The organism is Carnobacterium divergens, assembly GCF_900258435.1.
Classification (GTDB): Bacteria; Bacillota; Bacilli; order Lactobacillales; family Carnobacteriaceae; genus Carnobacterium; species Carnobacterium divergens_A.
Genome location: NZ_LT992558.1, coordinates 50570 through 71934 on the forward strand (window position 1 = coordinate 50570; position 21365 = coordinate 71934).

General features: G+C 36.5%; 23 protein-coding genes. 4 read left to right on the plus strand and 19 right to left on the minus strand.

Translation table 11 applies throughout. The features are described from left to right. Positions 1-40 precede the first annotated feature (40 nt). Together CDIMF43_RS00795 and CDIMF43_RS00800 are read right to left on the minus strand one after the other, a co-directional pair. Positions 41-1516 (minus strand): LysM peptidoglycan-binding domain-containing protein, encoded by a 1476-nt coding sequence (locus CDIMF43_RS00795; RefSeq protein WP_109840922.1) that lies wholly within the window; start codon positions 1514-1516, stop codon positions 41-43. 19 nt (positions 1517-1535) lie between these two features. Continuing rightward, positions 1536-2327, minus strand: a complete 792-nt coding sequence (locus CDIMF43_RS00800; protein ID WP_162532889.1) for a DUF4430 domain-containing protein — start codon at positions 2325-2327, stop codon at positions 1536-1538. Positions 2328-2500: 173 nt separating this feature from the next. Between CDIMF43_RS00800 and CDIMF43_RS00805 the strand changes: the two genes are divergently transcribed. Next, positions 2501-3010 carry a cupin domain-containing protein gene (locus CDIMF43_RS00805; RefSeq protein WP_074403442.1) on the plus strand — a complete coding sequence of 170 codons (510 nt, stop codon included), beginning with the start codon at positions 2501-2503 and terminating at the stop codon, positions 3008-3010. Between the two features lie 360 nt (positions 3011-3370). Here CDIMF43_RS00805 and purR read toward each other — a convergent pair whose 3' ends face one another. Further along, positions 3371-4186, minus strand: coding sequence for a pur operon repressor (gene purR, locus CDIMF43_RS00810; RefSeq protein WP_074403443.1), 816 nt, complete (start codon positions 4184-4186; stop codon positions 3371-3373). A 293-nt stretch (positions 4187-4479) separates the two neighbouring features. Here purR and CDIMF43_RS00815 point away from each other — a divergent pair, with 293 nt between their 5' ends. After that, positions 4480-5493, plus strand: coding sequence for a leucine-rich repeat domain-containing protein (locus tag CDIMF43_RS00815; protein ID WP_109840924.1), 1014 nt, complete (start codon positions 4480-4482; stop codon positions 5491-5493). Between the two features lie 44 nt (positions 5494-5537). Here the strand turns inward: CDIMF43_RS00815 and CDIMF43_RS00820 are convergent, their stop codons facing one another. The 12 genes from CDIMF43_RS00820 to CDIMF43_RS00875 form a co-directional block, all read right to left on the minus strand. Further along, a complete protein-coding gene (locus CDIMF43_RS00820) occupies positions 5538-6371 on the minus strand; it encodes a metal ABC transporter permease (protein ID WP_074403445.1) in 834 nt (277 codons plus the stop codon). Beyond that, positions 6317-7024 carry a metal ABC transporter ATP-binding protein gene (locus tag CDIMF43_RS00825; protein WP_034573209.1) on the minus strand — a complete coding sequence of 236 codons (708 nt, stop codon included), beginning with the start codon at positions 7022-7024 and terminating at the stop codon, positions 6317-6319. The genes CDIMF43_RS00820 and CDIMF43_RS00825 overlap by 55 nt, the downstream gene beginning before the upstream one ends. Before the next feature lie 58 nt (positions 7025-7082). Beyond that, positions 7083-8024 carry a metal ABC transporter substrate-binding protein gene (locus tag CDIMF43_RS00830; protein WP_074403446.1) on the minus strand — a complete coding sequence of 314 codons (942 nt, stop codon included), beginning with the start codon at positions 8022-8024 and terminating at the stop codon, positions 7083-7085. A 211-nt stretch (positions 8025-8235) separates the two neighbouring features. Beyond that, positions 8236-9237, minus strand: a complete 1002-nt coding sequence (locus CDIMF43_RS00835; protein ID WP_074403447.1) for an alpha/beta hydrolase — start codon at positions 9235-9237, stop codon at positions 8236-8238. A 40-nt stretch (positions 9238-9277) separates the two neighbouring features. Next, complete coding sequence (gene ispE / locus CDIMF43_RS00840) at positions 9278-10129, minus strand: 4-(cytidine 5'-diphospho)-2-C-methyl-D-erythritol kinase (RefSeq protein ID WP_074403448.1); 852 nt, start codon at positions 10127-10129, stop codon at positions 9278-9280. A gap of 134 nt (positions 10130-10263) precedes the next feature. Then, positions 10264-10521: a Veg family protein gene (locus CDIMF43_RS00845; protein WP_034573202.1), complete on the minus strand. Its 258-nt coding sequence runs from the start codon at positions 10519-10521 to the stop codon at positions 10264-10266. A 313-nt stretch (positions 10522-10834) separates the two neighbouring features. Next, positions 10835-11149 carry a MazG-like protein gene (locus CDIMF43_RS00850; RefSeq protein ID WP_074403449.1) on the minus strand — a complete coding sequence of 105 codons (315 nt, stop codon included), beginning with the start codon at positions 11147-11149 and terminating at the stop codon, positions 10835-10837. Between the two features lie 22 nt (positions 11150-11171). Further along, positions 11172-12062 (minus strand): 16S rRNA (adenine(1518)-N(6)/adenine(1519)-N(6))-dimethyltransferase RsmA, encoded by an 891-nt coding sequence (rsmA, locus tag CDIMF43_RS00855; protein ID WP_109840926.1) that lies wholly within the window; start codon positions 12060-12062, stop codon positions 11172-11174. Further along, the gene (rnmV, locus tag CDIMF43_RS00860) at positions 12046-12615 is read right to left on the minus strand and encodes a ribonuclease M5 (protein WP_074403451.1); all 570 of its coding nucleotides are present in this window, start codon (positions 12613-12615) and stop codon (positions 12046-12048) included. Before rnmV ends, rsmA begins: the two co-directional genes overlap by 17 nt. Next, positions 12616-13383, minus strand: coding sequence for a TatD family hydrolase (locus CDIMF43_RS00865; protein WP_074403452.1), 768 nt, complete (start codon positions 13381-13383; stop codon positions 12616-12618). 77 nt (positions 13384-13460) lie between these two features. Further along, positions 13461-15485: a methionine--tRNA ligase gene (metG, locus tag CDIMF43_RS00870; RefSeq protein WP_109840927.1), complete on the minus strand. Its 2025-nt coding sequence runs from the start codon at positions 15483-15485 to the stop codon at positions 13461-13463. 180 nt (positions 15486-15665) lie between these two features. Beyond that, complete coding sequence (locus tag CDIMF43_RS00875) at positions 15666-16343, minus strand: AIM24 family protein (RefSeq protein WP_109840928.1); 678 nt, start codon at positions 16341-16343, stop codon at positions 15666-15668. A 245-nt stretch (positions 16344-16588) separates the two neighbouring features. Here CDIMF43_RS00875 and CDIMF43_RS00880 point away from each other — a divergent pair, with 245 nt between their 5' ends. After that, a complete protein-coding gene (locus CDIMF43_RS00880; protein WP_074403455.1) occupies positions 16589-17173 on the plus strand; it encodes a DEAD/DEAH box helicase family protein in 585 nt (194 codons plus the stop codon). Between the two features lie 95 nt (positions 17174-17268). Here the strand turns inward: CDIMF43_RS00880 and CDIMF43_RS00885 are convergent, their stop codons facing one another. Then, a complete protein-coding gene (locus tag CDIMF43_RS00885; protein ID WP_109840929.1) occupies positions 17269-18705 on the minus strand; it encodes an o-succinylbenzoate--CoA ligase in 1437 nt (478 codons plus the stop codon). An 87-nt stretch (positions 18706-18792) separates the two neighbouring features. After that, on the minus strand, positions 18793-19611 hold the full coding sequence (menB, locus tag CDIMF43_RS00890) for a 1,4-dihydroxy-2-naphthoyl-CoA synthase (protein ID WP_034573186.1): 819 nt from the start codon (positions 19609-19611) through the stop codon (positions 18793-18795). A 165-nt stretch (positions 19612-19776) separates the two neighbouring features. On the opposite strand from menB, the gene CDIMF43_RS00895 reads away from it, so the two are divergent. Then, positions 19777-20148 carry a PaaI family thioesterase gene (locus tag CDIMF43_RS00895; protein ID WP_109840930.1) on the plus strand — a complete coding sequence of 124 codons (372 nt, stop codon included), beginning with the start codon at positions 19777-19779 and terminating at the stop codon, positions 20146-20148. Positions 20149-20452: 304 nt separating this feature from the next. On the opposite strand, the gene CDIMF43_RS00900 is transcribed toward CDIMF43_RS00895, so the two are convergent. After that, positions 20453-20839, minus strand: coding sequence for an HAD family hydrolase (locus CDIMF43_RS00900; protein ID WP_109840931.1), 387 nt, complete (start codon positions 20837-20839; stop codon positions 20453-20455). A 19-nt stretch (positions 20840-20858) separates the two neighbouring features. After that, positions 20859-21365, minus strand: a 507-nt coding sequence (locus tag CDIMF43_RS13770; RefSeq protein ID WP_233218268.1) for a hypothetical protein, incomplete at its 5' end; no start/stop codon positions are given.

The following is a 21365-nucleotide window of genomic DNA, read 5'->3' on the forward strand; positions in this document are numbered from 1 at the left end:
GCCAAAATTAATAAGCTCATTTCGACTGGTTTAATTTATGCTATGCTTTTTTACGTCTACTCAAAACAATTCCACTTGTTCCGATTAAAAATAATCCGACATTCAACCCATGATTTTGCCAGGTTATCTTTTCACCTGTTTTAGGAAGTGCCATTTTAGATTGCGTAGTCACCTGTTTTTCTTGGTTTTGTTGACTAGTCGCTAACGGCTCACTCTCATTTTTTTGAGGTACTTGAGCTTGAACAGTTTCTTCTTCTTTTGGGAACTCCATCACTGGCTCAACTAATGATAATCGTTGACCCACCATTACTTCGTCATTTTCCAAACGATTCCAACTACGAATGTCTTCAATCGCTAACCCAAAACGAGTTGCAATTAAAGCAAGCGTATCTCCTGCAGCAACTGTATAATAACCACTTTCTGGGATTGGGAGTGGCGTCTTTTCTACTGGCTCCGGTATTGGGTTTGGTTCTGGGTTTGGTTCTGGGTTTGGTTCTGGTTCTGGTTCTGGTTCTGGTTCTGGTTCTGGAGTTGGCTTAGCTTCTGATTGGGTTAATAAAGGGACAGGATTTTTTTCGAAATTATAAATAGAACCTTTCCCTTCTTGGAAGAAACGATATTGCGCAAGGGCATAAATAACTTGTTCTAACGCTGCACCATTATTGGTAGTATCCGTTGCAACCCATTTAAAGCCACCATCTGCTAACTGATAAGTCAGTAATGCTTCAACCATCGTAGCGTCTTTCGTGTACATCGGATCGGTTGGATTTATTTGATTGCTAGTTAACCCCATTAATGCTTGCGCAATTGTATTGGAATTTTCTTCACCCCAAAATCCAGCTGATTTGTAACCACCTGACGGTTCTTGAACATCTGCTAAATAGCGAGCAGCCTTATTAATTGATTCTTGAACTGCTGGTTTATCCCGATGATTAGCTAGTGACGTCATGACCATTCCCGTAATATCTACATCACTTTTTGTGCCAAATAGAGCCCAACCACCGTCTGCTTTTTGAAGGGAGCATAGCCTATCGACTAATTGATCCAATGTAAAAGCTGCATCATCTGGTACGGTATAACTTTTTGTTTCAAGTGCAATTAGACTATAAATAATACTATTGATGCCTTCATTTAAAAGATTTTTATTTTGATACATTTCCGCCACTAAATTTTTGTGAGTTGTTGCTTCTGGGATAGATGTAGGGTCAGCGCCGATTGCAACTAAACCAATCAATGTTCGAGCATAATCTGTCGAGGCTAAACGATTGGCTGTATTTAGATAGGTCACTACCTCACTGTAGCGCGCTTGTCTCATTTCTTGACTAGCAGGTTGCAGGGAACGTGCACGAGCTAAGGCTTCCCAGTCGCCGCCTATTTTCCCTTTTTCCATCATTTTTGCGACTCCTCGATTTTCAGCTTCCTGAACATTCGAATTGCTTTCTGCATGAACACTATTGCTTGAGATACTTAACAGGAAAATCCCTGCTACTACGATTTGAATGATTTTATTTTTCATGATGTTCCTCCATTTTTAGTTATCCTTGTGGGGCACCAACATCTTGCCCTAGATTTTCTGTATATTTCCACTCAATTTGATCGCCATTTTTTAAAGGGTAACTGTTTGCGCCATATCCAGGAAATAAGCCATTGACTGCGTATAACCAACCACTTTCAGGCCCTTTATCCTTTTCGTAAAGGTTATTAATACCCGCTACATAACTTCCACCGAAGGTTACTTCAATTTGAATACCATTTGTTTTACAAAAACGAGTTAAAACGGACATCACGCTTTCGCCTTCCTCTATTTCAACTTTTTGTGACGTGCGCAAGTAAGCACTAGAATTAGCCGTTGTTCCACGAATTGAAAGGTTAACGGTTGGTTTTTCAACAACTTCTGGTGCTGGGGTTGGCGCAGGTTTCACTGGTTTCGTAGAATCTGATTTTTGGGGTTCTTCTGGTGTCGATTCGCTGCTTGTTTCTTCTTGTTTTTTAGATTCTTGAGAAGGATCACGAGCTACTTGCGTTTCAGGACTCACTTCAGGAATTGGATTCGCTATTGCACTACTTTCTGTTTTAGATGCTGTTTTTTTATCATCAAGAGAAGTGCCTTCTTTTTCTTTTTCTGTAGTTGTTGTTTCTTTTATTTTTTGAGAATCGGAGTCTTTTTTAGCACTCTTTTTTTTCTCTGAATGTTTTATCGATCCCTTTTTTTCACTTGTTTCTACTTTAGGCGCAATATGGCCATATTTGCCATTCACAAAAATACCACCGACGGTAAAGAAAACTAATGCTCCTGTTACAATTAATTGAATTTTCTTCTTTTGCATTTCACTCCTCCTCGTCATTTTCAAACCCCATTTCTTTATTATAATCGCCATTTTAATCGGTTACAACTGTTCTTAGCTTCTTTATTGAAATACTTCTTTATTTAACCGCTTTTATCCCTTCTTAAAATAGGCTATACTGAAATCAATACAACTATGTTTAGGAGGATTTTATTATGGTATTCGGTTCTGAAAATGATTGGATAGAAAAACTAGCATTAACGCCCCATCCTGAAGGTGGATTTTTCAAGGAAATGTTCCACTCGAAAGAGACCTTCACTACAGAAGACCAACGACTACGACACCACTATTCTAGTATTTATTTTCTTTTAAATACTAAAAGTCCTTCTCACTTTCATCGTTTAAAATCGGATGAAATTTGGTACTACCATACAGGTTCGCCATTATCTGTTCATTTGTTGCATCCTGATGGTCGTTATGAAGAAATAAAATTAGGGCTAGACCCTTCAAAAGGGGAAGTCTTACAGGCTGTTGTTCCCAAAAATGTCATTTTTGGATCTAGCGTTGAAGAAAAAGATGGCTTTTCTTTAGTCAGTTGTATGGTCTCTCCTGGTTTTGATTATCATGACTTTGAGTTGTTTACTCAAAAAGAGCTCCTAAAAGATTACCCAAATCATAGTGGCATTATCAAAAAATTAGCTTACTTTGAATTACCATCTGCATAACAAAAAGCACAACAGAAAATTTCTGTTGTGCTTTTACAACTGACAGCGCCCTATTCTTAAGTAAAACATGGGCCTCCCCTTTAAAAAGGCTTTGTTTATTCATTAAATCAATAGCAGTTAAAAAGAATGATGCATTGATTAATAGGCTCTGTTAAGAGAAATCCGCTTAATAATGAGGTATAAACTGGTTTTCTACTTAAGAATAATTATATCAATAAGTTTGCTTCTTTACTTTTTTATTTTTTCTTATTTATTAGAAATTTAGTTTATAATCGCGTTTAACTGGCGTACTTACTGCTATTCTACCCGTCAAAAAAACCATTGATTCAAGAGGAATTTTCTTGAATCAATGGTTTTTTTTTATTTGAAATAGTTTCCTGGGCTTACATGGATTGTTTTATCACGGATATCCACTTCATCTACACAAAGCAATGACGAATAATCCTCAATCATGCGATTTCCACTAAAGGTCGATTCAGCAAAAACAGTAATCCCAACGAGTTCCGCTTCAAATTCTTCAATCAAGCTCTTCATTCCGTTAACCGTTCCGCCGCCCTTCATAAAGTCATCTACGATTAAAACGCGAGATCCTCTTTTTAGACTACGCTTTGATAATTCCATTTTTTCAACTCGTTCAGACGATCCTGACACATAGTTGATACTAACAGTTGAACCTTCTGTAATTTTTGAATCGCGACGTACAATCACAAAAGGAACATTCAAATAGCTTGAAACTGCTTGAGCAATTGGAACACCTTTCGTTGCAACTGTCATTACGGCATCAATTGGCTTATTTAAATATTGCGTCGCAATAATTTTTCCAACTTGACGTAAAATGTCTGGTTCACCTAATAAATCAGACAAATAAACGTATCCACCTGGCAGTAAACGATCTTGTTCTGATAAGCGTAGACACATCTCTTTCACAAATTCGGCTGCTTCTGCTTCTTGGATAGCAGGAATAAACTTAACGCCACCTGCTGCTCCTGGTACGGTTTCTAATGTTCCTGTACCACGTTCTCTAAATGTTTTTTTTACGATTGTTAAATCTTCACTGATAGAAGATTTTGCTGAATCATAGCGATTTGCAAAGTATGTCAAAGAAACTAATGTATGGGGTCTTTCCAATAAGTAACGGGTCATATCAATCAGTCGTTCACTTCTTTTTACCTTCAAAAGGGTCACCTCTTTCTTAATATTAAAAACCAAATTTTACACTTCTCCTATTATACGGCTTAAAACAAAAAAAAGGTAGTTATTTCTATTGTTTTTTGTTAAAATGTTCGTTTTTGTTATTATTTTCTCATAAAATTTGATTTCAACCTTCGCTTTTTTTACTTTTTGGCCCATTTTAAACGAATTAGCATTTATGAGTTATTTTATCACACATATGATAATCTTATTGTTTTATTTGAAAAATAAAAGTAATATAAAAAAGTAATTAAAAATTATTTTATTGGAGGAATTTGATGAATTTGAAAAGAAATACTATTTTATTAACTTGTGGAGCAATTTTATTTACAACTACCGGAACACTATTGTCTCCTATGCCAACACAAGCAAGTACACTAGAAATGAATCAGAATAAGATTGTCGAAATTAAAGACCCCGTTTTAAAAGAAGCTATCAAACAACAATTAGGTCTGACACCTGATGAAGAAATCACTTATGAAAACATTCAAAAGTTAACGGATTTAAATGTTTCAGAGTCTGCCATCAAAACACTCGAAGGCTTGGAAAATGCGCATTCTTTAAAAACACTTTATCTTTATCATGTTCAACAATTTGATGGCAATTTAGCACCTATTGCAGGTTTGACAGAACTCACTGAATTAAATGTCGGTAAAGCGAATATTACAGATCTATCGCCTTTAAAAAATCTATCCAAAAACATGGTGGGTATGAGCTTTGAAGACAATCCTCATTTAACTGATAACAACAATATTTTAGGAGCTTTTACACATCTCAAAACACTAAGTATTAACAATACAGCAATTTCTAACCTGGATTTCCTAAAAAACATGTACGATTTAGATATCTTATTTTTAAACAACTTGCCTCTTGATGCTACGTCTCATTTAACTTATATTAGCCAAAATAAAGAACTAACAAAACTTTCGATGAATAATCTTGCTCTTTCATCGCTTGAATTTATTAGACCTTTACAGAATTTACAAGGATTAAGCGTTAAAGACAATCATATCACGGATTTCCGACCATTAGCAGCAACAAAAGTTGATACTCATAATGATGATCTCTTTTCTGCAGAAAACCAATCAATCTTACTTCCTACAGGAACCGTTGGAACAAGTACTTTCGTAAATTTATGCCTTCCTCAAAATGACGTACCTGTTCTTCACTGGAATGCGCTAGGAGAGTTGTCTCACAACCAATTAACTTGGTACGAAACAGGAGTGAATACACTAGACTTTTCATCAAATGACGGACTTATTTCTGGCACTATCCAACAAATCATTCAATAAAAAGAAAAGAGACACTCCACTAAAGGATGTCTCTTTTACATAGTTTAGGACTTACGACTGTCTCGATAGCGAAGTTTTGAAATAATAGCAATACATCCGCCACTTATAATAAATAAAAGAATAAAAATCAATGTAATGGTAGCGCCTGGTGGGGTTCCAAATTCATAAGATGCTGTTAATCCACCAAACATCCCCACCAAACCTACAATAACGCCCATTACCATCACCCAGTTAAAGCTTTTGCTTAATCGCATCGCGATAGCTGCTGGCAAAATCATAATAGCAGAAACGAGTAAAGCTCCAGCTATTGGCATAATCACTGCAATTGTTACACCTGTAATCACGTTGAATAACAAGGACATTAAACGAACGGGTAAACCAGCTGTATAGGCGGTATCCTCGTCAAACGTCAAAACATACATTGGTTTTCTAAACAGGAAGAATAAAGTTACTACAATAACAAATAATGCGGTTAATAAGTATACTTGCTCTTGGCTAATGGTTACGATTGAACCAAACAAGTATTGCTGTACACTTGCGGTTCCACTTCCTTGATCTAAGCTCATAAGTACCAATGCAATCGATAGACCTGCAGACATTAAGACCGCAATGGATACTTCCGAATAAGTTTTATAAATACTGCGAACGTATTCTATAATCAACGCCGCAATAACAACAACGACTAACGTTGTGAATGTTGGATTGATATTTAAAAACATACCTAATGCCACACCTGCTAACGAAATATGCGAAAGTGTATCTGCCATCAAAGACTGTCTTCTTAACACAAGAAAGAGGCCTAATAATGGCGCAATCACAGCAATTAAGAAAGAGGCTTGGAAGGCGTGCTGCATGAATTCATGGCGAAACATCTCCACGGTGAGTCCTCCTTTCGAATCAACTGAATATGACGGTCGGCGTACTCTTTAATGTCATCATGATCATGGGTTACCATCAGAATTCCTTTTCCATGAACTTGACTGCTGTGTTTTAGTAGCTTATAAAATTCGCCTCGTGCTTCTACGTCCATTCCAGTTGTTGGTTCATCTAACACAAACAAATCTGGATCTGTCGCAAAAATTCGAGCCAAACAAATCCGCTGTTTTTGCCCACCTGATAGCTCACCAATTTTTTTATGACGCATATCCCACATTCCAACAGATAAGAGGGCCCGCTCCACATGTTCATGATCTTCTGGGGTCAGGCGTTTAAACCAACGACCTTGTTGATAGCGGCCTGATCGTACTAACTCTAAAACTGTACTAGGAAATCCAGCATTAAACGAGGCAATTTGTTGTGGAATATACCCAATGCTTAGTTTTTCACCAGCGCTATTCACCTTAGAAATCGTTGCACTTCCCTTTCCCGGTTTTAACAGACCTAGAATGTTTCTAAGCAACGTTGATTTTGCTGCTCCATTTTCTCCTGTCAGCATCACAAATTCTCCTGGGTCAACGGTAAAGGAAATGTTTTCTAAGACTGGCTCTTCATCATAATAAAAAGTCAAATCGTTTACTTCTATATAATGCACACATGTCCCTTCTCTCTTGTACTTCGCTCAGTTTCTTTTTTGCTCTTTATAGTTTACCTTATTTGATGGTTTCTTGTAAGGCTTTCAAGTTATTTTCCATTACTTTGATGTAATCCATTCCTTGATCTTGATCTTCTTTTGTAATGCCTTCAATTGGGCTTAACACAGCTAGCGTTGCGCCTGTTTCTTTAGCTAGTGTTTTGGCAATTTTAGGAGAAGCCGTTTCTTCAAAGTAAATCACCTTAATGTTGTTTTCCTTCACGAAATCATTTAACTCTGCTAACTTAGCAGGACTGGGCTCTTGATCTGGAGAAATACCAGAAATAGCGACTTGTTTTAAATCGTATCGTGCTGCTAAATAAGCAAATGCTGCATGTTGTGTCACGAAGGTACGGTTTTTTGCGTCTTTTAAACCTGTTTCAAATTTTTCATTTAAAGCATCTAATTTATCTGAATAAGTTTTGGCGTTTTTTTCATAGCTTGCTTTGTTTGTTTGATCTGCTTTAATGAGACCTTCTTTAATCGCATTAACTTCTTCCTTTGCTAAAACTGGATCTAACCAAACATGTGGGTCATGAGCATGACTATGTCCTTCGTGGTCGTGATCTTCATCTTCTTCTTCGTGACTGCCTTCAAGCAATTTGATCTCTTTACTTGCATCGATGACCACGGTCTTTTTCGTATCAATATTTTTCAATACACTGCCAACCCATGTTTCCATCTCTTCACTATTGTAAACAAAAACATCTGAATCCGCAATTTTGGCGATGTCTTTTGCGCTAGGTTCGTAATCATGTGGTTCTGTACCAGCTTTCATTAAAACAGAAACCTCGCCATTGTCTCCTACCACATTTTTTGTAAAATCATACATTGGATAAAATGTCGTCACTACTTGTAGTTTATCTGTTTTTGCTGTTTCTTGTTTATTGCCACACCCTGCTACAACAAATAAGATGCTAAGCAATAAAATACTGAATCCCATTATTTTTTTATTTTTCATGTAAATCCTCCTATATAAGTGCTTTATTATGTTCTATGTTCAGTGCGATGACGAAATGAAACGATTCTACTCAAATCGTAATGATTACTATTTACCAACGCATTAAGAGCTTATCATTATCTGAAACATTGGTCAAGTAAAAAATGAAACAAAATAAAAAAATCATGTTCACCTAAGTCAATTAGATAAACATGATTTCTTCCCATTACTATTAAGATACGTGTTTTTCAATAAATTCCATCATTTTATTGAACGTTATTTTAGCTGGCTCTGTATTTAAAAGAAATTGATATTCATGCTCTGTTTTTGCTTCTTTTGGATCAAAGAAAATACTTTCCACTTCAATCTGTTTTGCCTTTAATTGTTCAATAAATTCATGAGCGTGGTGCTCAAAAGAATTTGTATTGCCATCTGTTACAAAAACTGGCGGATATTCTTTTGTAATGTGTAAATCTAATGCCACTTGTTTTAAGCGCTCATCTTTTAACCAGTTTTTTTCTCCTACATATGCCCATGCAACTTGGTTCATCAAGATATTCATTAACCTTGATTTACTTTCTGTTCCTAATTTTTCAATATTGAAGGGTCCGCAAAATAGGAGACCACCTTTGATACTTTCTTTTGGTACGACGGCTTGAATTGCGACTAATTCTGCTAAAATTGGATTGGTCTGGATTGCTAAAAATTGTGCAACAATCTGTGCTCCTGCTGAATCGCCTGCAAAAAGCACTTGATCCAAATCAATTCCAAATTCTTCTGCGTGCTCCTTTAAATAAAGGTAACTTTCAGTTAACTGAACTAAAGGGCCTGGATAAATTTGCTCCGGTGCTAGTGCATAATTGATATTAGCAACCACATAACCATAGCTCGCAATACTTTCTGCATAGCTCGTAATATCTCTTTTATCCCCACCAACGTAAGCTCCACCATGAACCCAAATAATTAAAGGGGATTTTTCAAGTGACTCTTTAGGCATTATTACATCCATTTTCCCATTTGCCAATGTTGAGTGGTAATCAATGTCGTTGACTGAGGTAGTTTTAGCTTGGATTTCTTCATGGTTTCGAGGCGTAAATTCTTTCGGGCGTTCAAACCGTTTTCTTAATAATTTTGAAACCGGGACGGGGGTTAATCTCGTGATAATGGCTGGAGCCATTAAGACACCTATTAAAAATGGTGCCACGTAACCAATCCGGCGCTTTTTCTTTTCCATTTTATTTCACCTCGTTTAACTTTGTTCTTCGTTCATTATGCTATTTAAGTGTTCTAACTAAATAAACTTCTTTACAGAATCCTTTTAATCCATTGTAAACTCTTTGGGCTCTTGAGTATTTTTCGCATAGAGCAAACACCGTGGGACCACTTCCACTCATTAAAGCTGCATCTGCACCAAATTTTAACATTTTGTATTTGATGCGTTCAATATCTGGGTGGCGTGCAATCGTAATGTGTTCCAAAACATTTCCAACATTTTGAATCATTGCTTGATAGTCGTCGTTTTGAATGGCGTCAATCATTTCGTTTGTATTTGGATGCACCAACTCTTCAAAGGAGAGCGCGCTAAAGACGGTTCCTGTAGAAACGCCGACTCTTGGTTTAACTAATACGACCCAGCATTGGGGCATCGTTCCGATGTGTTTGATTTGGTCTCCACGACCCGTTACAAAGGCCGTTCCTCCGTAGACGCAAAACGGTACATCAGAACCTACTTTTGCGCCTAAATCCGCTAGTTCATCTAGGCTTAAATTCAGTTCCCATAATCGATTCAATCCTCTTAAAGTCGCTGCTGCGTCACTACTTCCACCAGCTAAACCTGCTGCAATGGGAATTTTTTTTTCAATGGTAATCTCAACACCTTGTTTGATTTGGAACGTTTCCTTCATCAATTTGGCTGCTTGAAAAGCATGGTTTCGTTTATCCAGAGGCAATACGCCACTTGTTGTGCGAATGATAATTTGGTCTTCTGGTAAGCTTTTTAACGTAATATGATCCGCTAAATCTACTGTAGTCATGACCATTTCTAATTCATGGTACCCGTCTTCTCGTTTATACAAGGCGTCTAGGGTCAAATTTAATTTTGCTGGGGCTTTTTCTATGATTTCCATCTTTTCACCAGTACCTTTTCCTATTTAGTATCTTCAAATATAGTAGCCTAAAAATGCTGATTTGAAAAGGGGATTGACTGTTCTTCAAAAAATGGATAAAAAAAACGAGCCTCATCAGCTCGTGGTGATACTATTTAAGCATACTCGCAACTTTCTTCATTAAAAAATTGAATCTCAACTGATTGAGTCAATACATCCGTATAGCTGTATGATACACGTTCAAATGCATTTTCATCTTGATCCAGATCTACAACAAAAACAGAGGGATACGTTTCACGTAAAATTCCCTTTCGTTCGGTCTTTCTTTTGCGTCCCGTTTGAGCGGTTAACATAATCTTTCTACCTAACTGACAATCCAAGTTCTTTTTGATACTTGCTAACGTAATTGGCATTAGATTCACCTCACTGGTTTTAAGTATACCATAAAATAATAAATTTTACAAGTATACCATATGATAACCGTGATAGCAACTAATAAATTTCTCATTTTAATTGCGGTACAATAGGCTTTCTAGCTGTTTTATATTTTTTATTTTTCATTTTTTTCATCATGATTCTGTATAAAAAAAAGGTTAGAAAATCATACTTCAACAAAGCGATTTTTCATTCATATCACCAAAAAGAAGTCTATCCAAACAAAGTGATTTTTGTTTGGATAGACTTCTTTTTAGTAGATCTGACTTCCCTAAATAAACAAGCTTTCATTTATTTAAAATCGGTTAATTTTTTATTGATAAACAGTTCAATCGCTTCTTCGAAATCAAGATCATTGCGTTCAGCTAACACTGCGAGCCACCAAACAGATTCACCAATTTTATAAGCTAAATTGCTATCCTCCCGTTGGGTAGCCGGCCAAATATCCGCTTTGTCCATTACATAGCGACTAATTAACCCCACATCTGAAGTAAATGCCAATGCATCTTCTTCTACAGTCCATTCTCTGCCATGGTGCTTTTTTTCCAACTTATGATAGGCGTCTCTAATAACTTTGCTTTTTTGAGTAAATTCTTCAAATTCCATTTATTCGCCTTCTTTCAATCAGTTAGTTCAACACATACTCTCCTATTGCATCTGACAATCGACCAAATTCAACTAAGTCTAACGTTTCTCCGCGACGCTTAGGATCAATTTCGGCAACTTCTAACGCTGTAATGAGTTTTTCCTTTATCTCGTCTGTCTTTCCATAGCGAGTCAACAGATTATTCCAAAGTGTTTTACGACGTTGCACAAAAGCTGCTTTAATAACTTGGAAGAAAATGGTTTCATCCTTCACACTCACACTTGGTGTGTCTCTTCTTGTTAGCTTAATAATCGCTGAATCAACATTTGGTTGTGGGACAAAAACTGTTTTAGGAACGATAAAAGCAATTTCTGCTTCCATATAGTATTGAATCGCTATCGACAAGGAACCATATGCTTTTGTACCTGGACGGGCTGTAATTCGCTCGGCTACTTCTTTTTGCATCATAATCACTAAAGCGTCAATACGAACTTCAGATTCTAAGAAATACATGATGATTGGCGTTGTAATGTAGTAGGGTAAGTTGGCAACTACCATCAAAGGTTCCGCGAGATCAATTTTTTCTGCTAATACTTCTTTTAAATTTGCTTTTAATACATCACTATGCACAATGGATACATTGTCGTATGGACTTAAAGTATCTGCCAAGACAGGTAGAAGGCGGTCATCAATTTCAAAAGCAATGACTTCTTTACTAGCTCTTGCTAAGTGTTCGGTTAATGCGCCAATACCAGGTCCTACCTCGACTACATTCACGTCTTTTGTTAGTCCTGCAGCAGCAACAATATTCACTAGAATATTGGGATCGATAATAAAATTTTGACCTAAACTTTTCTTTAAAGAAAAGCCATGCTTTTCTAAAATCTCTTTTGTTCTAATCGGTGTTGCGATATCTTTACGTTGTTGGGTCATTTTCTTCCTCCAAAATCTGTTTCATCGCTTCAATTACCTCTGTTGGAGTAATTTGAAACATTTGCAATCTTTTTTCCAATTGTTTTCCATTAGTATACCCGATGTTTAAGTGTTCTCCTAATTTTTCTCGCCGTTTTTTAGAGTTCGTGCCCGCTAGTAAACCAGCATCAATTAAAAGTATTCTTGGAATCAGCGTTTCTTTTTCAACCATTTCGGTATATACCTTTGAAAGAGCTTCACGAATAGCTGCTGGTGATGCGTGTTCAATCCCTAAGCTGCCTTTTCCTTTTGGTTTCGCATCTTCAACTTTTAAAAACGCATGCTTCACTCCTGGAATCCTTCGTGAAATGATTTTACGAATTTTTTCACCTGGAAAATCAGGATCAGTAAAAACAATTACGCCTCTGGTTTCTTGTGCTTTAGCAATCATTTCGAGAATGTCTTCATTAATTGCAGAACCTCTGGTTTCAATTGTATCCGCTTCAAGGGATTCTTGAATTCTTCTTGTATCGTCTCTGCCTTCTACAACAATAATTTCCTTAATTTTTTCCATTTACTTCAACCCAAACAAACGATTGGCATTCGCTGTAGTTTGTTGTGCCACTTCTTCATAAGAAACCCCTCTTAATTTAGCAACTTCTTCGGCAACATATTTTACGTACGCCGGTTCGTTTCTTTTTCCTCTAAAAGGAACTGGAGTCAAATATGGAGCGTCTGTTTCGACAAGTAACTTGTCAAACGGGGTCGCTTTAGCTACTTCATGTACTTCAACCGCTTTTTTAAAGGTTACCACTCCACTTAGTGAAATATGCATACCTAAATCTAAGAAACGTTCCATCCACAGCGTATCACCACTAAAACTATGCATAATTCCGCCAATATCTTCTACGTGTTCTTCTTTTAAAATTTGATACGTATCTTCAATGGCATCTCGCATATGAATACTGATGGGTAATTTTAGTTCTTTTGCGATTTGCATCTGTCTTCTAAAAACCTCTTTTTGAGTTTGCTTTGGTGATGTATCCCAATGATAATCTAATCCCATCTCACCCATGGCCACGACTTTTGGCAACTGCAATTGTTGAATTAATTTCTCTTCAATTTTATCGTTATATAAATAAGCTTCCGTTGGGTGCCATCCAATGATACTGTATATTTCTGCAAAATCACGGCTTAATTCAAGTGATTTTTCAATTGTTTTTTCATCAAAACCAACAATTGCCATGCGCTTTACATCATGAGCGGTTGCTCTTTCTACTGCTGCGGCTTCTTCACCACTAAATGCTTCATCATTTAAGTGTGTGTGTGTGTCAAATAACATTTTCATTTCTCTCCTTTTAGTCCACTTTAGAGAAACACCCCGCTAAGAGTATTAGCAGGGGGCTTCTTCTGTTTAAATTAGGCTACTTCTGAACCATTTTCTGCTTCTAAAGGTGCTTCAATCACTTGTAATTTCCCATCTTTTTCAGCTGAAAGAATCATTCCTTGGCTGATTTCGCCACGCATTTTACGTGGTTTGAGGTTGGCTACAATCACCACTTTTTTCCCAATTAATTCTTCTGGATTTGGATACCATTCTGCAACTCCTGAAAGAATTTGACGGTGATCCTTATCGCCAGCATCTAATCGGAATTTCAATAGCTTGTCAGCCCCTTCAACTTTACGACAGTCAATTACTTCTGCGACTTTTAGTTCCACTTTATCAAAGTCTTCGTATTTGATTTCTTTGTCTTTTGCTGAAACTAACTCTGTATTTTCTGGATTCCACATGTTTTCATCTTCCTCCGCTTCGTCTTGATCAGTTGCAGTTTTCCCTGACATTTGCTCTTTAATGTAGGCTACTTCTTCTTCTAAATCTAAGCGAGGGAAAATTGGTGTTCCCTTGGCAACAACTTCAATTCCTGCTGGGAATGAACCAAATTGAACCATTTCAAAACTGCCAGCAACGTCCCCCGTCACTCCTAATTGAGTGAAGATTTCTTTTGGTGCGTGAGTCAAGAAAGGTTGGAGTAAAGTTGCAGCAACACGTAGGCTCTCTGCTAAATGAACCATGACACTGTTTAAGTCTGCTTGTTTTGTTTCGTCTTTTACTAATTTCCATGGTTCAGTTTCGTCGATGTATTTATTGGCACGAGAAATTAAACGCCATACTTCGCTCAAAGCTGTACTAAACTGCATATTGTCCATTTCTTTTTGGTAATTTGTTACCACTTCTTCTGATAATGCTTTTAAGGACGCGTCAAAAGCTGTCACGTCTCCTTGATAAGTTGGCACATTGCCACCACAATATTTATTAATCATTGCAACTGTACGGTTTAATAAGTTGCCTAAGTCGTTAGCTAAGTCATAGTTCACGCGAGAAACAAAATCTTCTGGTGTAAATACGCCATCGCTACCAAATGATACTTCACGCATTAAATAATAACGTAAGGCATCTAAGCCAAAGTGTTCTACTAGCATATCTGGATAAACAACGTTTCCTTTGGATTTAGACATTTTGCCATCTTTCATTAACAACCAACCATGTCCAAAAATTTTCTTTGGTAATGGCAATTCTAGTGCCATCAACATAATTGGCCAATAGATTGTATGGAAACGAACGATTTCTTTTCCAACCATATGGACATCAGCTGGCCAATATTTATCAAACAACTCTGTGTCCTCGCTGCCATAACCTAGTGCAGTGATGTAATTTGCTAACGCGTCAATCCAAACGTAAATAACGTGCTTTGGATTACTTGGTACTTTTACCCCCCATGAAAAAGTTGTGCGTGAAACAGCTAAGTCTTCTAAGCCTGGCTTAATGAAGTTATTGATCATTTCATTTTTGCGTGATTCTGGTTGGATAAAATCAGGATGTGCTTCGTAGTACGCTAATAAACGATCAGCGTATTTGCTCATTCTAAAGAAATAAGACTCTTCTTTAACCAGTTCCACTTCATGGCCACTAGGCGCTTTCCCACCGATTACATTGCCATCAGCGTCGCGATACACTTCAGCTAGTTGCGTTTCTGTGAAGAATTCTTCATCTGAAACAGAGTACCAACCTACATATTCATCTAAGTAAATATCTCCTTGTGCTAAGAAACGTTCAAAAATATCTGCAACGGCCTTTTCGTGAGCAGGATCGGTTGTACGAATAAATTTATCGTTGGTAATTTCTAATAATTCCCATGTTTTTTTCATATCTGCTGCCATATCGTCCACGTATTGTTGTGGTGTGATTCCTAGTTCTGCAGCTTTATTTTCAATTTTTTGGCCATGTTCATCGCTGCCTGTTAAATAAAAGACATCGAAGTCCTGCATTCTTTTATAGCGTGCCATCACGTCACAAGCAATGGTTGTGTAGGAGTTTCCAATATGCAATTTTCCACTTGGATAATAGATGGGCGTTGTAATATAAAAAGGTTTTTTTTCAGTCACGTAAAGTGCCTCCTTGATTGATTTTTAAATTTTTCGTCAAAATTCCTATTCTTGGATAGTATAACATAAATTCCATTGACTTAGGGGGATAAGTTGTAAGAAACCTTTAGAATTAAGCGTTTAAATAGAAAAAAAGTTGAGCCTATCCTTTAGAGATAAGTTCAACTTTTAGATTTTTATTTATTTTTTGACCGGCATAAATGGATGTAGCATTGCAGCAAAATTCCCCACTGTTGTTGTTTGCAATACCACATGTCCTGGTCCAGTAACAACTGTGTCAAATAGACCTTCGCCACCGAAAACCATGTTTTTGATTCCTTTAACTGTTTGAGTGTCTAATGAACAGCTTTCATCCATCATTGCAACTAAACCTGTATCACAAACTAAACGCTCTCCTTGAGCAAGATCGTAATGAATAGCACTTCCATCAATTTCTAAAAAAACTGTTCCTGGTCCAGTGATTTTTTGCATGACAAAACCTTCGCCACCAAATAAACCTGAGGATACTTTTTTCTGGAAGAATACACTTAATTCAACGCCTTCTGTTGAAGCAAGAAAGGCCGATTTCTGAGCAACAATACTTTCTCCAGCACCTAATTCTTTTGCTACAATACTTCCTGGAAAGGAAGAAGCAAAGGCAATCTTACCTGCTGAATTCGCTTTGTAGCGACTTAAAAATAGACTTTCTCCTGAAAACATTCTGCCTAGCATTTTTTTAGCTCCGCCACCTGTGGTTGTTTCCGTTACGATATCTCCTAATATCCAACTACGATCGCCATTCTCACTGACCATAACCTCCCCTTGTTCTAGGTCACAAATAACAACTGGTAATGTATCGCCTTCAATACTGTATTTCATTTTAAATTCTCTCCTTTTTATCTATGTATCTCGTTATCAAATAACAGATATTATTATAGCATTACACCTCATTAAAATCACGTGTATTATCCTTAAAAAAATACTATTTATTGCTTTGATGAAAGATTCTTGACAATTTCATAAAGAAATGATTATATTCACTCCACTGCTCTATAAACCACTTCATTACTGATTTTTATGTTATACTATCTTCTATATAAATTCACGAGAAAGAAGGGATGTAGATGTCTTTAATTGTATTAATCGGTGCTCAAGCTGTCGGGAAAATGACTGTTGGAAAAGAATTAGAGAAACAAATTGAGGCAAAATTATTATTCAATCATCAAACGATTGATTTATTTGCTACTTATTTAGGTTATACCAACGACACGTTTGCGTTATCTTCTAATGTGCGAAAAGACCTTTTTAAAGCATTTGTAAAAAACAAAGGAAACAATGCTACAAATTCTATTATTTTTACGGTGTTAATCCAATTTGACCAACCTGATGATATTGATTTTCTAACCGAAATTAGCTCGCTCTTTTTAAATGAAGGGGAGTCGGTTTATTTTATTGAATTAACTACTGATTTAGACGAGCGGTTAAAACGCAATGTTCATGAAGAACGTCTTCTTGAAAAACCTTCGAAAAGGAATCTTGAATTTTCGAAGAATGAGTTGCTAGCGGATATGAAGGAGCATCGGATGGTAAGCAATGAAAATGAGTGGAATGAATTGTTTCCCAATGTGCACTCTCTTAAATTAGACAATACTTTTCTTTCCCCTACAGAAACAGCCTCTCAGATTGTGGCTTATTTCCAATTAAAGTAACTGTTAAATAAATACAAATTCCCAAGCTGTTCCAATACTTTAATGGAATGGCTTGGGAATTTTTTTATTGCTCATTTTTTTCGATTTTATTGAACTTACTTCTTTATCAATTGATGACGCATTATTTTTCCCGCAGCATTGCGAGGTAATTCAGATAATTCATAATATTTTTTTGGCAGTTTATAGGAAGCGAGTTTTTCCTGACAAAATTCTTGAATTTTTGTGAAATCAACGAGTTGATCTTTTTCAAAAACAAGATAGGCAACTGGAATTTGATCCCATATTTGATCTTCTTCCCCTACCACAACGACTTCTTTGATTGCTGGATGTTCCAATAAACAATGCTCGATTTCACTAGGGTAAATATTTTCGCCACCTGAAATAATCAAGTCCTTTAAACGATCTACTACAAAAAGATAGCCTTCATCATCTAAATAACCGATATCCCCTGTTTTAAACCATGAATCTAAGGGGAATTCTGGTTGGTTTAAATAACCTATTGTGATATTGGGTGCTTTTAAGTAAATTTCGCCTTTTTCATAAGGGGCACAAATTTCAGCACCCTCTTTACTAATTTTCAATTCTACTGGAAAAAGTGGCAAACCTGATGAACCAATTTTCGCTGTCGCCACTTGGCTGTTTAACGCGACGACTTGAGAAGCTGTTTCTGTCATACCGTACGATTGGATAACTGGAATTTCTTTTTTGACACATGTTTCAAGCGTTTGGGGATCAATGGGGCCTCCTCCTAATAACATGCATCTAAAATCAGGGTGATACTGTGCCTCTTCTAAATCTGCCACTAACCGTTTTAACATGACGGACACAACAGAAATAATTGTACATTCGCCATTTTTTAAATAATGGTTGATTGTTGGCGCCTCAAAATGCTCCATTAAGTAGACTGGCATGCCGTAAATCAAGCTTCTCATCATAATTGAAAATCCGCTGATATGAAACAAGGGAACTGCACACAACCAACTGTCTTTGTCTGACAAACCTAAATTTAAAGCTGATCCAACTGCACTCCACCAATGATTGTTAAACGTTTGTTGAACACCTTTTGGTCGTCCTGTTGTACCAGAGGTGTACATAATTGTCGTTACTTGATTTAACTCAAAAGTTAAAACTGGTTGAAAATCCGCTGGGATTAGTGTTTCTATTTGACTAAAAGAATAGGTTTGTTCTTTTGGAAAATCTTTCATTTTAGCGGAGTAAGTTGAATCGTACAATGTCATTTGGCACTTTGCATCTTTTATTTGATAACTCAGTTCGCTAGTAGTTAATCGGTTATTTAAAAAGACAATTGTCGCGCCTAATTGTTGTAAAGCTAAGATCAAGACATAGAAGGTAGCGTTATTTTTACCTAAAATAGCGATTTTCGTTGTTTTATCAATTCCTACTGTTTTTAATTTACCCGCTGTTTGCAAAACGTTTTTTTGTAATTCGCTAAAAGTCAGCGTTTTATTCTCAAAGACAAGGGCTGGTTTATGTGGGGATAACAAGACTCGCTTTGTTAACCAATTTTCCATCATTGTTTCTCCTTTCAAAAAAGAAAACTGCTAGAAATTCAACTCGAATCTTCTAACAGCTTCCTATTTTATTATCTGATAATCGATTTATGGGAATTTAGGGAATTGATCAAAATCAGGATCACGTTTTTCTAGGAATGAATTTTTACCTTCTTTTGCTTCATCAGAAGTATAATACAACAACGTAGCATCTCCTGCTAATTGTTGAATTCCTGCTAATCCATCTGTATCAGCATTCATTGCTGCTTTAATGAAACGTAAAGCCGTTGGGCTCTTCTTCAACATTTCTCTTGCCCATGCCATTGTTTCTTTTTCAACTTCAGCAACAGGGACAACGGTGTTGATCCAGCCCATTTCCAATGCTTCGTCTGCTGTGTATTGACGACACATAAACCAAACTTCTTTCGCTTTTTTGTGTCCAATCACGCGTGCTAAATAGCCAGAACCGTACCCTGCATCAAAACTTCCAACGTTAGGTCCTGTTTGTCCAAACTTAGCGTTGTCTCCAGCGATGGTTAAGTCACAAACAAGTTGTAAAACATTTCCACCACCGATTGACCAGCCTTTAACCATTGCAACCACTGGTTTTGGAATAATACGAATTAAGCGTTGTAGGTCTAATACATTTAGACGTGGAATTTCATCTTCGCCAACGTAGCCACCATTTCCACGAACACTTTGATCGCCGCCTGAACAGAAGGCGTTGTCTCCTGCGCCTGTTAAGATAATCACGCCGATATCAGAATCTTCACGACTAATTGTAAAGGCATCAATCATTTCAGAAACTGTTTTTGGGGTAAATGCGTTATGCACTTGTGGACGATTGATTGTGATTTTTGCAATATGATCTGTTTTTTCGAATAATATTTCGCTATATTCTTTAATTGTCTTCCAATTTTCTACCATAATTTGGTGACACTTCCTTTTCCTTTAATAACATCTTCCTATCTAGTTTAACTGATTATTGACGAAAAAACACGATAAATGATTGTTTTTTTAGATTTTCATTCGTTTAATTTCGTAAAATTGATTATAATGAAGACAAATCATTTTTACAAAAGGAGACTCACCATGAATTTATTAACAGCATTAGGTATCGTCACTAAAAGGGCGAATCAAGAAGAAGTTCAATTGACTCTCGAAATTATAGAACAGCACCAACAGCCATTTGGTCTCATGCATGGTGGCATATCTGGTATTTTAATTGAAACGGCTGCAAGTATTGGTGCAAATACTTATTTAGATACTACTCAAGAAGTCGCGGTGGGGCTGGAGCTTAACCTCAATCATTTGGCTAGTTTCCAAAAAGGACACTTGATTGTGACCGCTACACCGATTCATACTGGAAAGCAAACTCATGTGTGGCAAGCGGTTGTTTCTACCGATACAGGTAAGAAAATTAGTGTTGGGCGCTGTACATTGATGATTCAAAGACTTGGCTAAAAAATTTTTAATGAGGGATTAAATTCAGTTAGAAGGCGTTCCTTTGTTTTAGATAAAATAATTTTGAGAATGAATATAGTTTTAGTGTTGTTCTAAAAACTATCTAGCCATAAAATAAAAAAGCACCTTCTTTGGGAGGTGCTTTACATAATCCCAATTAACCCAAGTCCCCCGTCCCCCAACCGATTCCCAACCAAAGATTGTGAAAATCAATTGGTCTAGTTCACGAACGTTGATAAATCAATATTTAGGGACAGGCGTTTCTTGTGAAAATCAGCAAATATTTTCTTAATTAAATAACTAATTATTCAATTAGTTGATTTTGAACATTTAAATTTTGAGCTAATATCCAACCGTTTAAACCATAAGACGATGAGACGATGTAGTAATTATAGTTTTTAGATTTCAATTCATTTAAAAGTTCTTCAACTGTATCGTACATAATTGGCCATCCAGAATTTTTCATTTTATTTAACAAACTTTCGTTATACTCAATAAAATTTTCTAAAGTTTCTTCAAAAACATCAAGAATCACACTGCCTAACAATTCAGATTCAAAGTAATGTGCAAATACATTATTAAAAATAAGATTTGTTTCCGTGTTATCGGATGATTGAGTGAACATTTTAATATACTTTTTTTTCAGATTTACCTCATAGGATGTAATTTCATTATCATGAACAGATATCATTTTTTTTCCTCACTTTTTCTTAATAGTCAGATTCAGATTGTCTAGGTGGAGATTTTTTCCAATCCCATTTGTGTCGATGTGGGAAAGTGTGAGTACCGTTATCAGTATGATTATAGTCAATATCTTCTAAAACTTTTCCATTCTCATCATAATATCTTCTTTGTTTTACACTACCATCTGGGTTCAATAAATCAATAGATGAATTGGGTTCTCCACGTGGGTCTAAAGAATTTTTTTCTTTTGTTCCCATTTCTGTTGTATGTTTCTTTGTAGGTTTCCCATCTTCAATAGATTTTTTAAAATCACTTTGATCTTTTATTTTAGAACTTTGCATTTGCTGAATGTTATCCATGCCATTCTGAATCGTGTTACTAAACACAAGCCCACCGTGAGCCAGTGCTCCAGCTCCGACTGTGGCACTGGCTCCTGCAATTGCTCCAGCTCCAGGTGCAAGAGCTCCACCACTCATAACAGTTGCTCCAGCCATTCCTTGTAGACCTTTAATCACCATATTAGCACCTTGATA

Coding starts and splice junctions, on each gene's coding strand:
- CDIMF43_RS00795 (WP_109840922.1), bottom strand. CDS start 1,516: ATGAAAAATAAAATCATTCAAATCGTAGTAGCAGGGATTTTCCTGTTA.
- CDIMF43_RS00800 (WP_162532889.1), bottom strand. CDS start 2,327: ATGCAAAAGAAGAAAATTCAATTAATTGTAACAGGAGCATTAGTTTTC.
- CDIMF43_RS00805 (WP_074403442.1), top strand. CDS start 2,501: ATGGTATTCGGTTCTGAAAATGATTGGATAGAAAAACTAGCATTAACG.
- CDIMF43_RS00815 (WP_109840924.1), top strand. CDS start 4,480: ATGAATTTGAAAAGAAATACTATTTTATTAACTTGTGGAGCAATTTTA.
- CDIMF43_RS00830 (WP_074403446.1), bottom strand. CDS start 8,024: ATGAAAAATAAAAAAATAATGGGATTCAGTATTTTATTGCTTAGCATC.
- CDIMF43_RS00835 (WP_074403447.1), bottom strand. CDS start 9,237: ATGGAAAAGAAAAAGCGCCGGATTGGTTACGTGGCACCATTTTTAATA.
- ispE (WP_074403448.1), bottom strand. CDS start 10,129: ATGGAAATCATAGAAAAAGCCCCAGCAAAATTAAATTTGACCCTAGAC.
- CDIMF43_RS00845 (WP_034573202.1), bottom strand. CDS start 10,521: ATGCCAATTACGTTAGCAAGTATCAAAAAGAACTTGGATTGTCAGTTA.
- CDIMF43_RS00850 (WP_074403449.1), bottom strand. CDS start 11,149: ATGGAATTTGAAGAATTTACTCAAAAAAGCAAAGTTATTAGAGACGCC.
- rsmA (WP_109840926.1), bottom strand. CDS start 12,062: ATGACCCAACAACGTAAAGATATCGCAACACCGATTAGAACAAAAGAG.
- rnmV (WP_074403451.1), bottom strand. CDS start 12,615: ATGGAAAAAATTAAGGAAATTATTGTTGTAGAAGGCAGAGACGATACA.
- CDIMF43_RS00865 (WP_074403452.1), bottom strand. CDS start 13,383: ATGTTATTTGACACACACACACACTTAAATGATGAAGCATTTAGTGGT.
- CDIMF43_RS00875 (WP_109840928.1), bottom strand. CDS start 16,343: ATGAAATACAGTATTGAAGGCGATACATTACCAGTTGTTATTTGTGAC.
- CDIMF43_RS00880 (WP_074403455.1), top strand. CDS start 16,589: ATGTCTTTAATTGTATTAATCGGTGCTCAAGCTGTCGGGAAAATGACT.
- CDIMF43_RS00885 (WP_109840929.1), bottom strand. CDS start 18,705: ATGGAAAATTGGTTAACAAAGCGAGTCTTGTTATCCCCACATAAACCA.
- menB (WP_034573186.1), bottom strand. CDS start 19,611: ATGGTAGAAAATTGGAAGACAATTAAAGAATATAGCGAAATATTATTC.
- CDIMF43_RS00895 (WP_109840930.1), top strand. CDS start 19,777: ATGAATTTATTAACAGCATTAGGTATCGTCACTAAAAGGGCGAATCAA.
- CDIMF43_RS00900 (WP_109840931.1), bottom strand. CDS start 20,839: ATGATATCTGTTCATGATAATGAAATTACATCCTATGAGGTAAATCTG.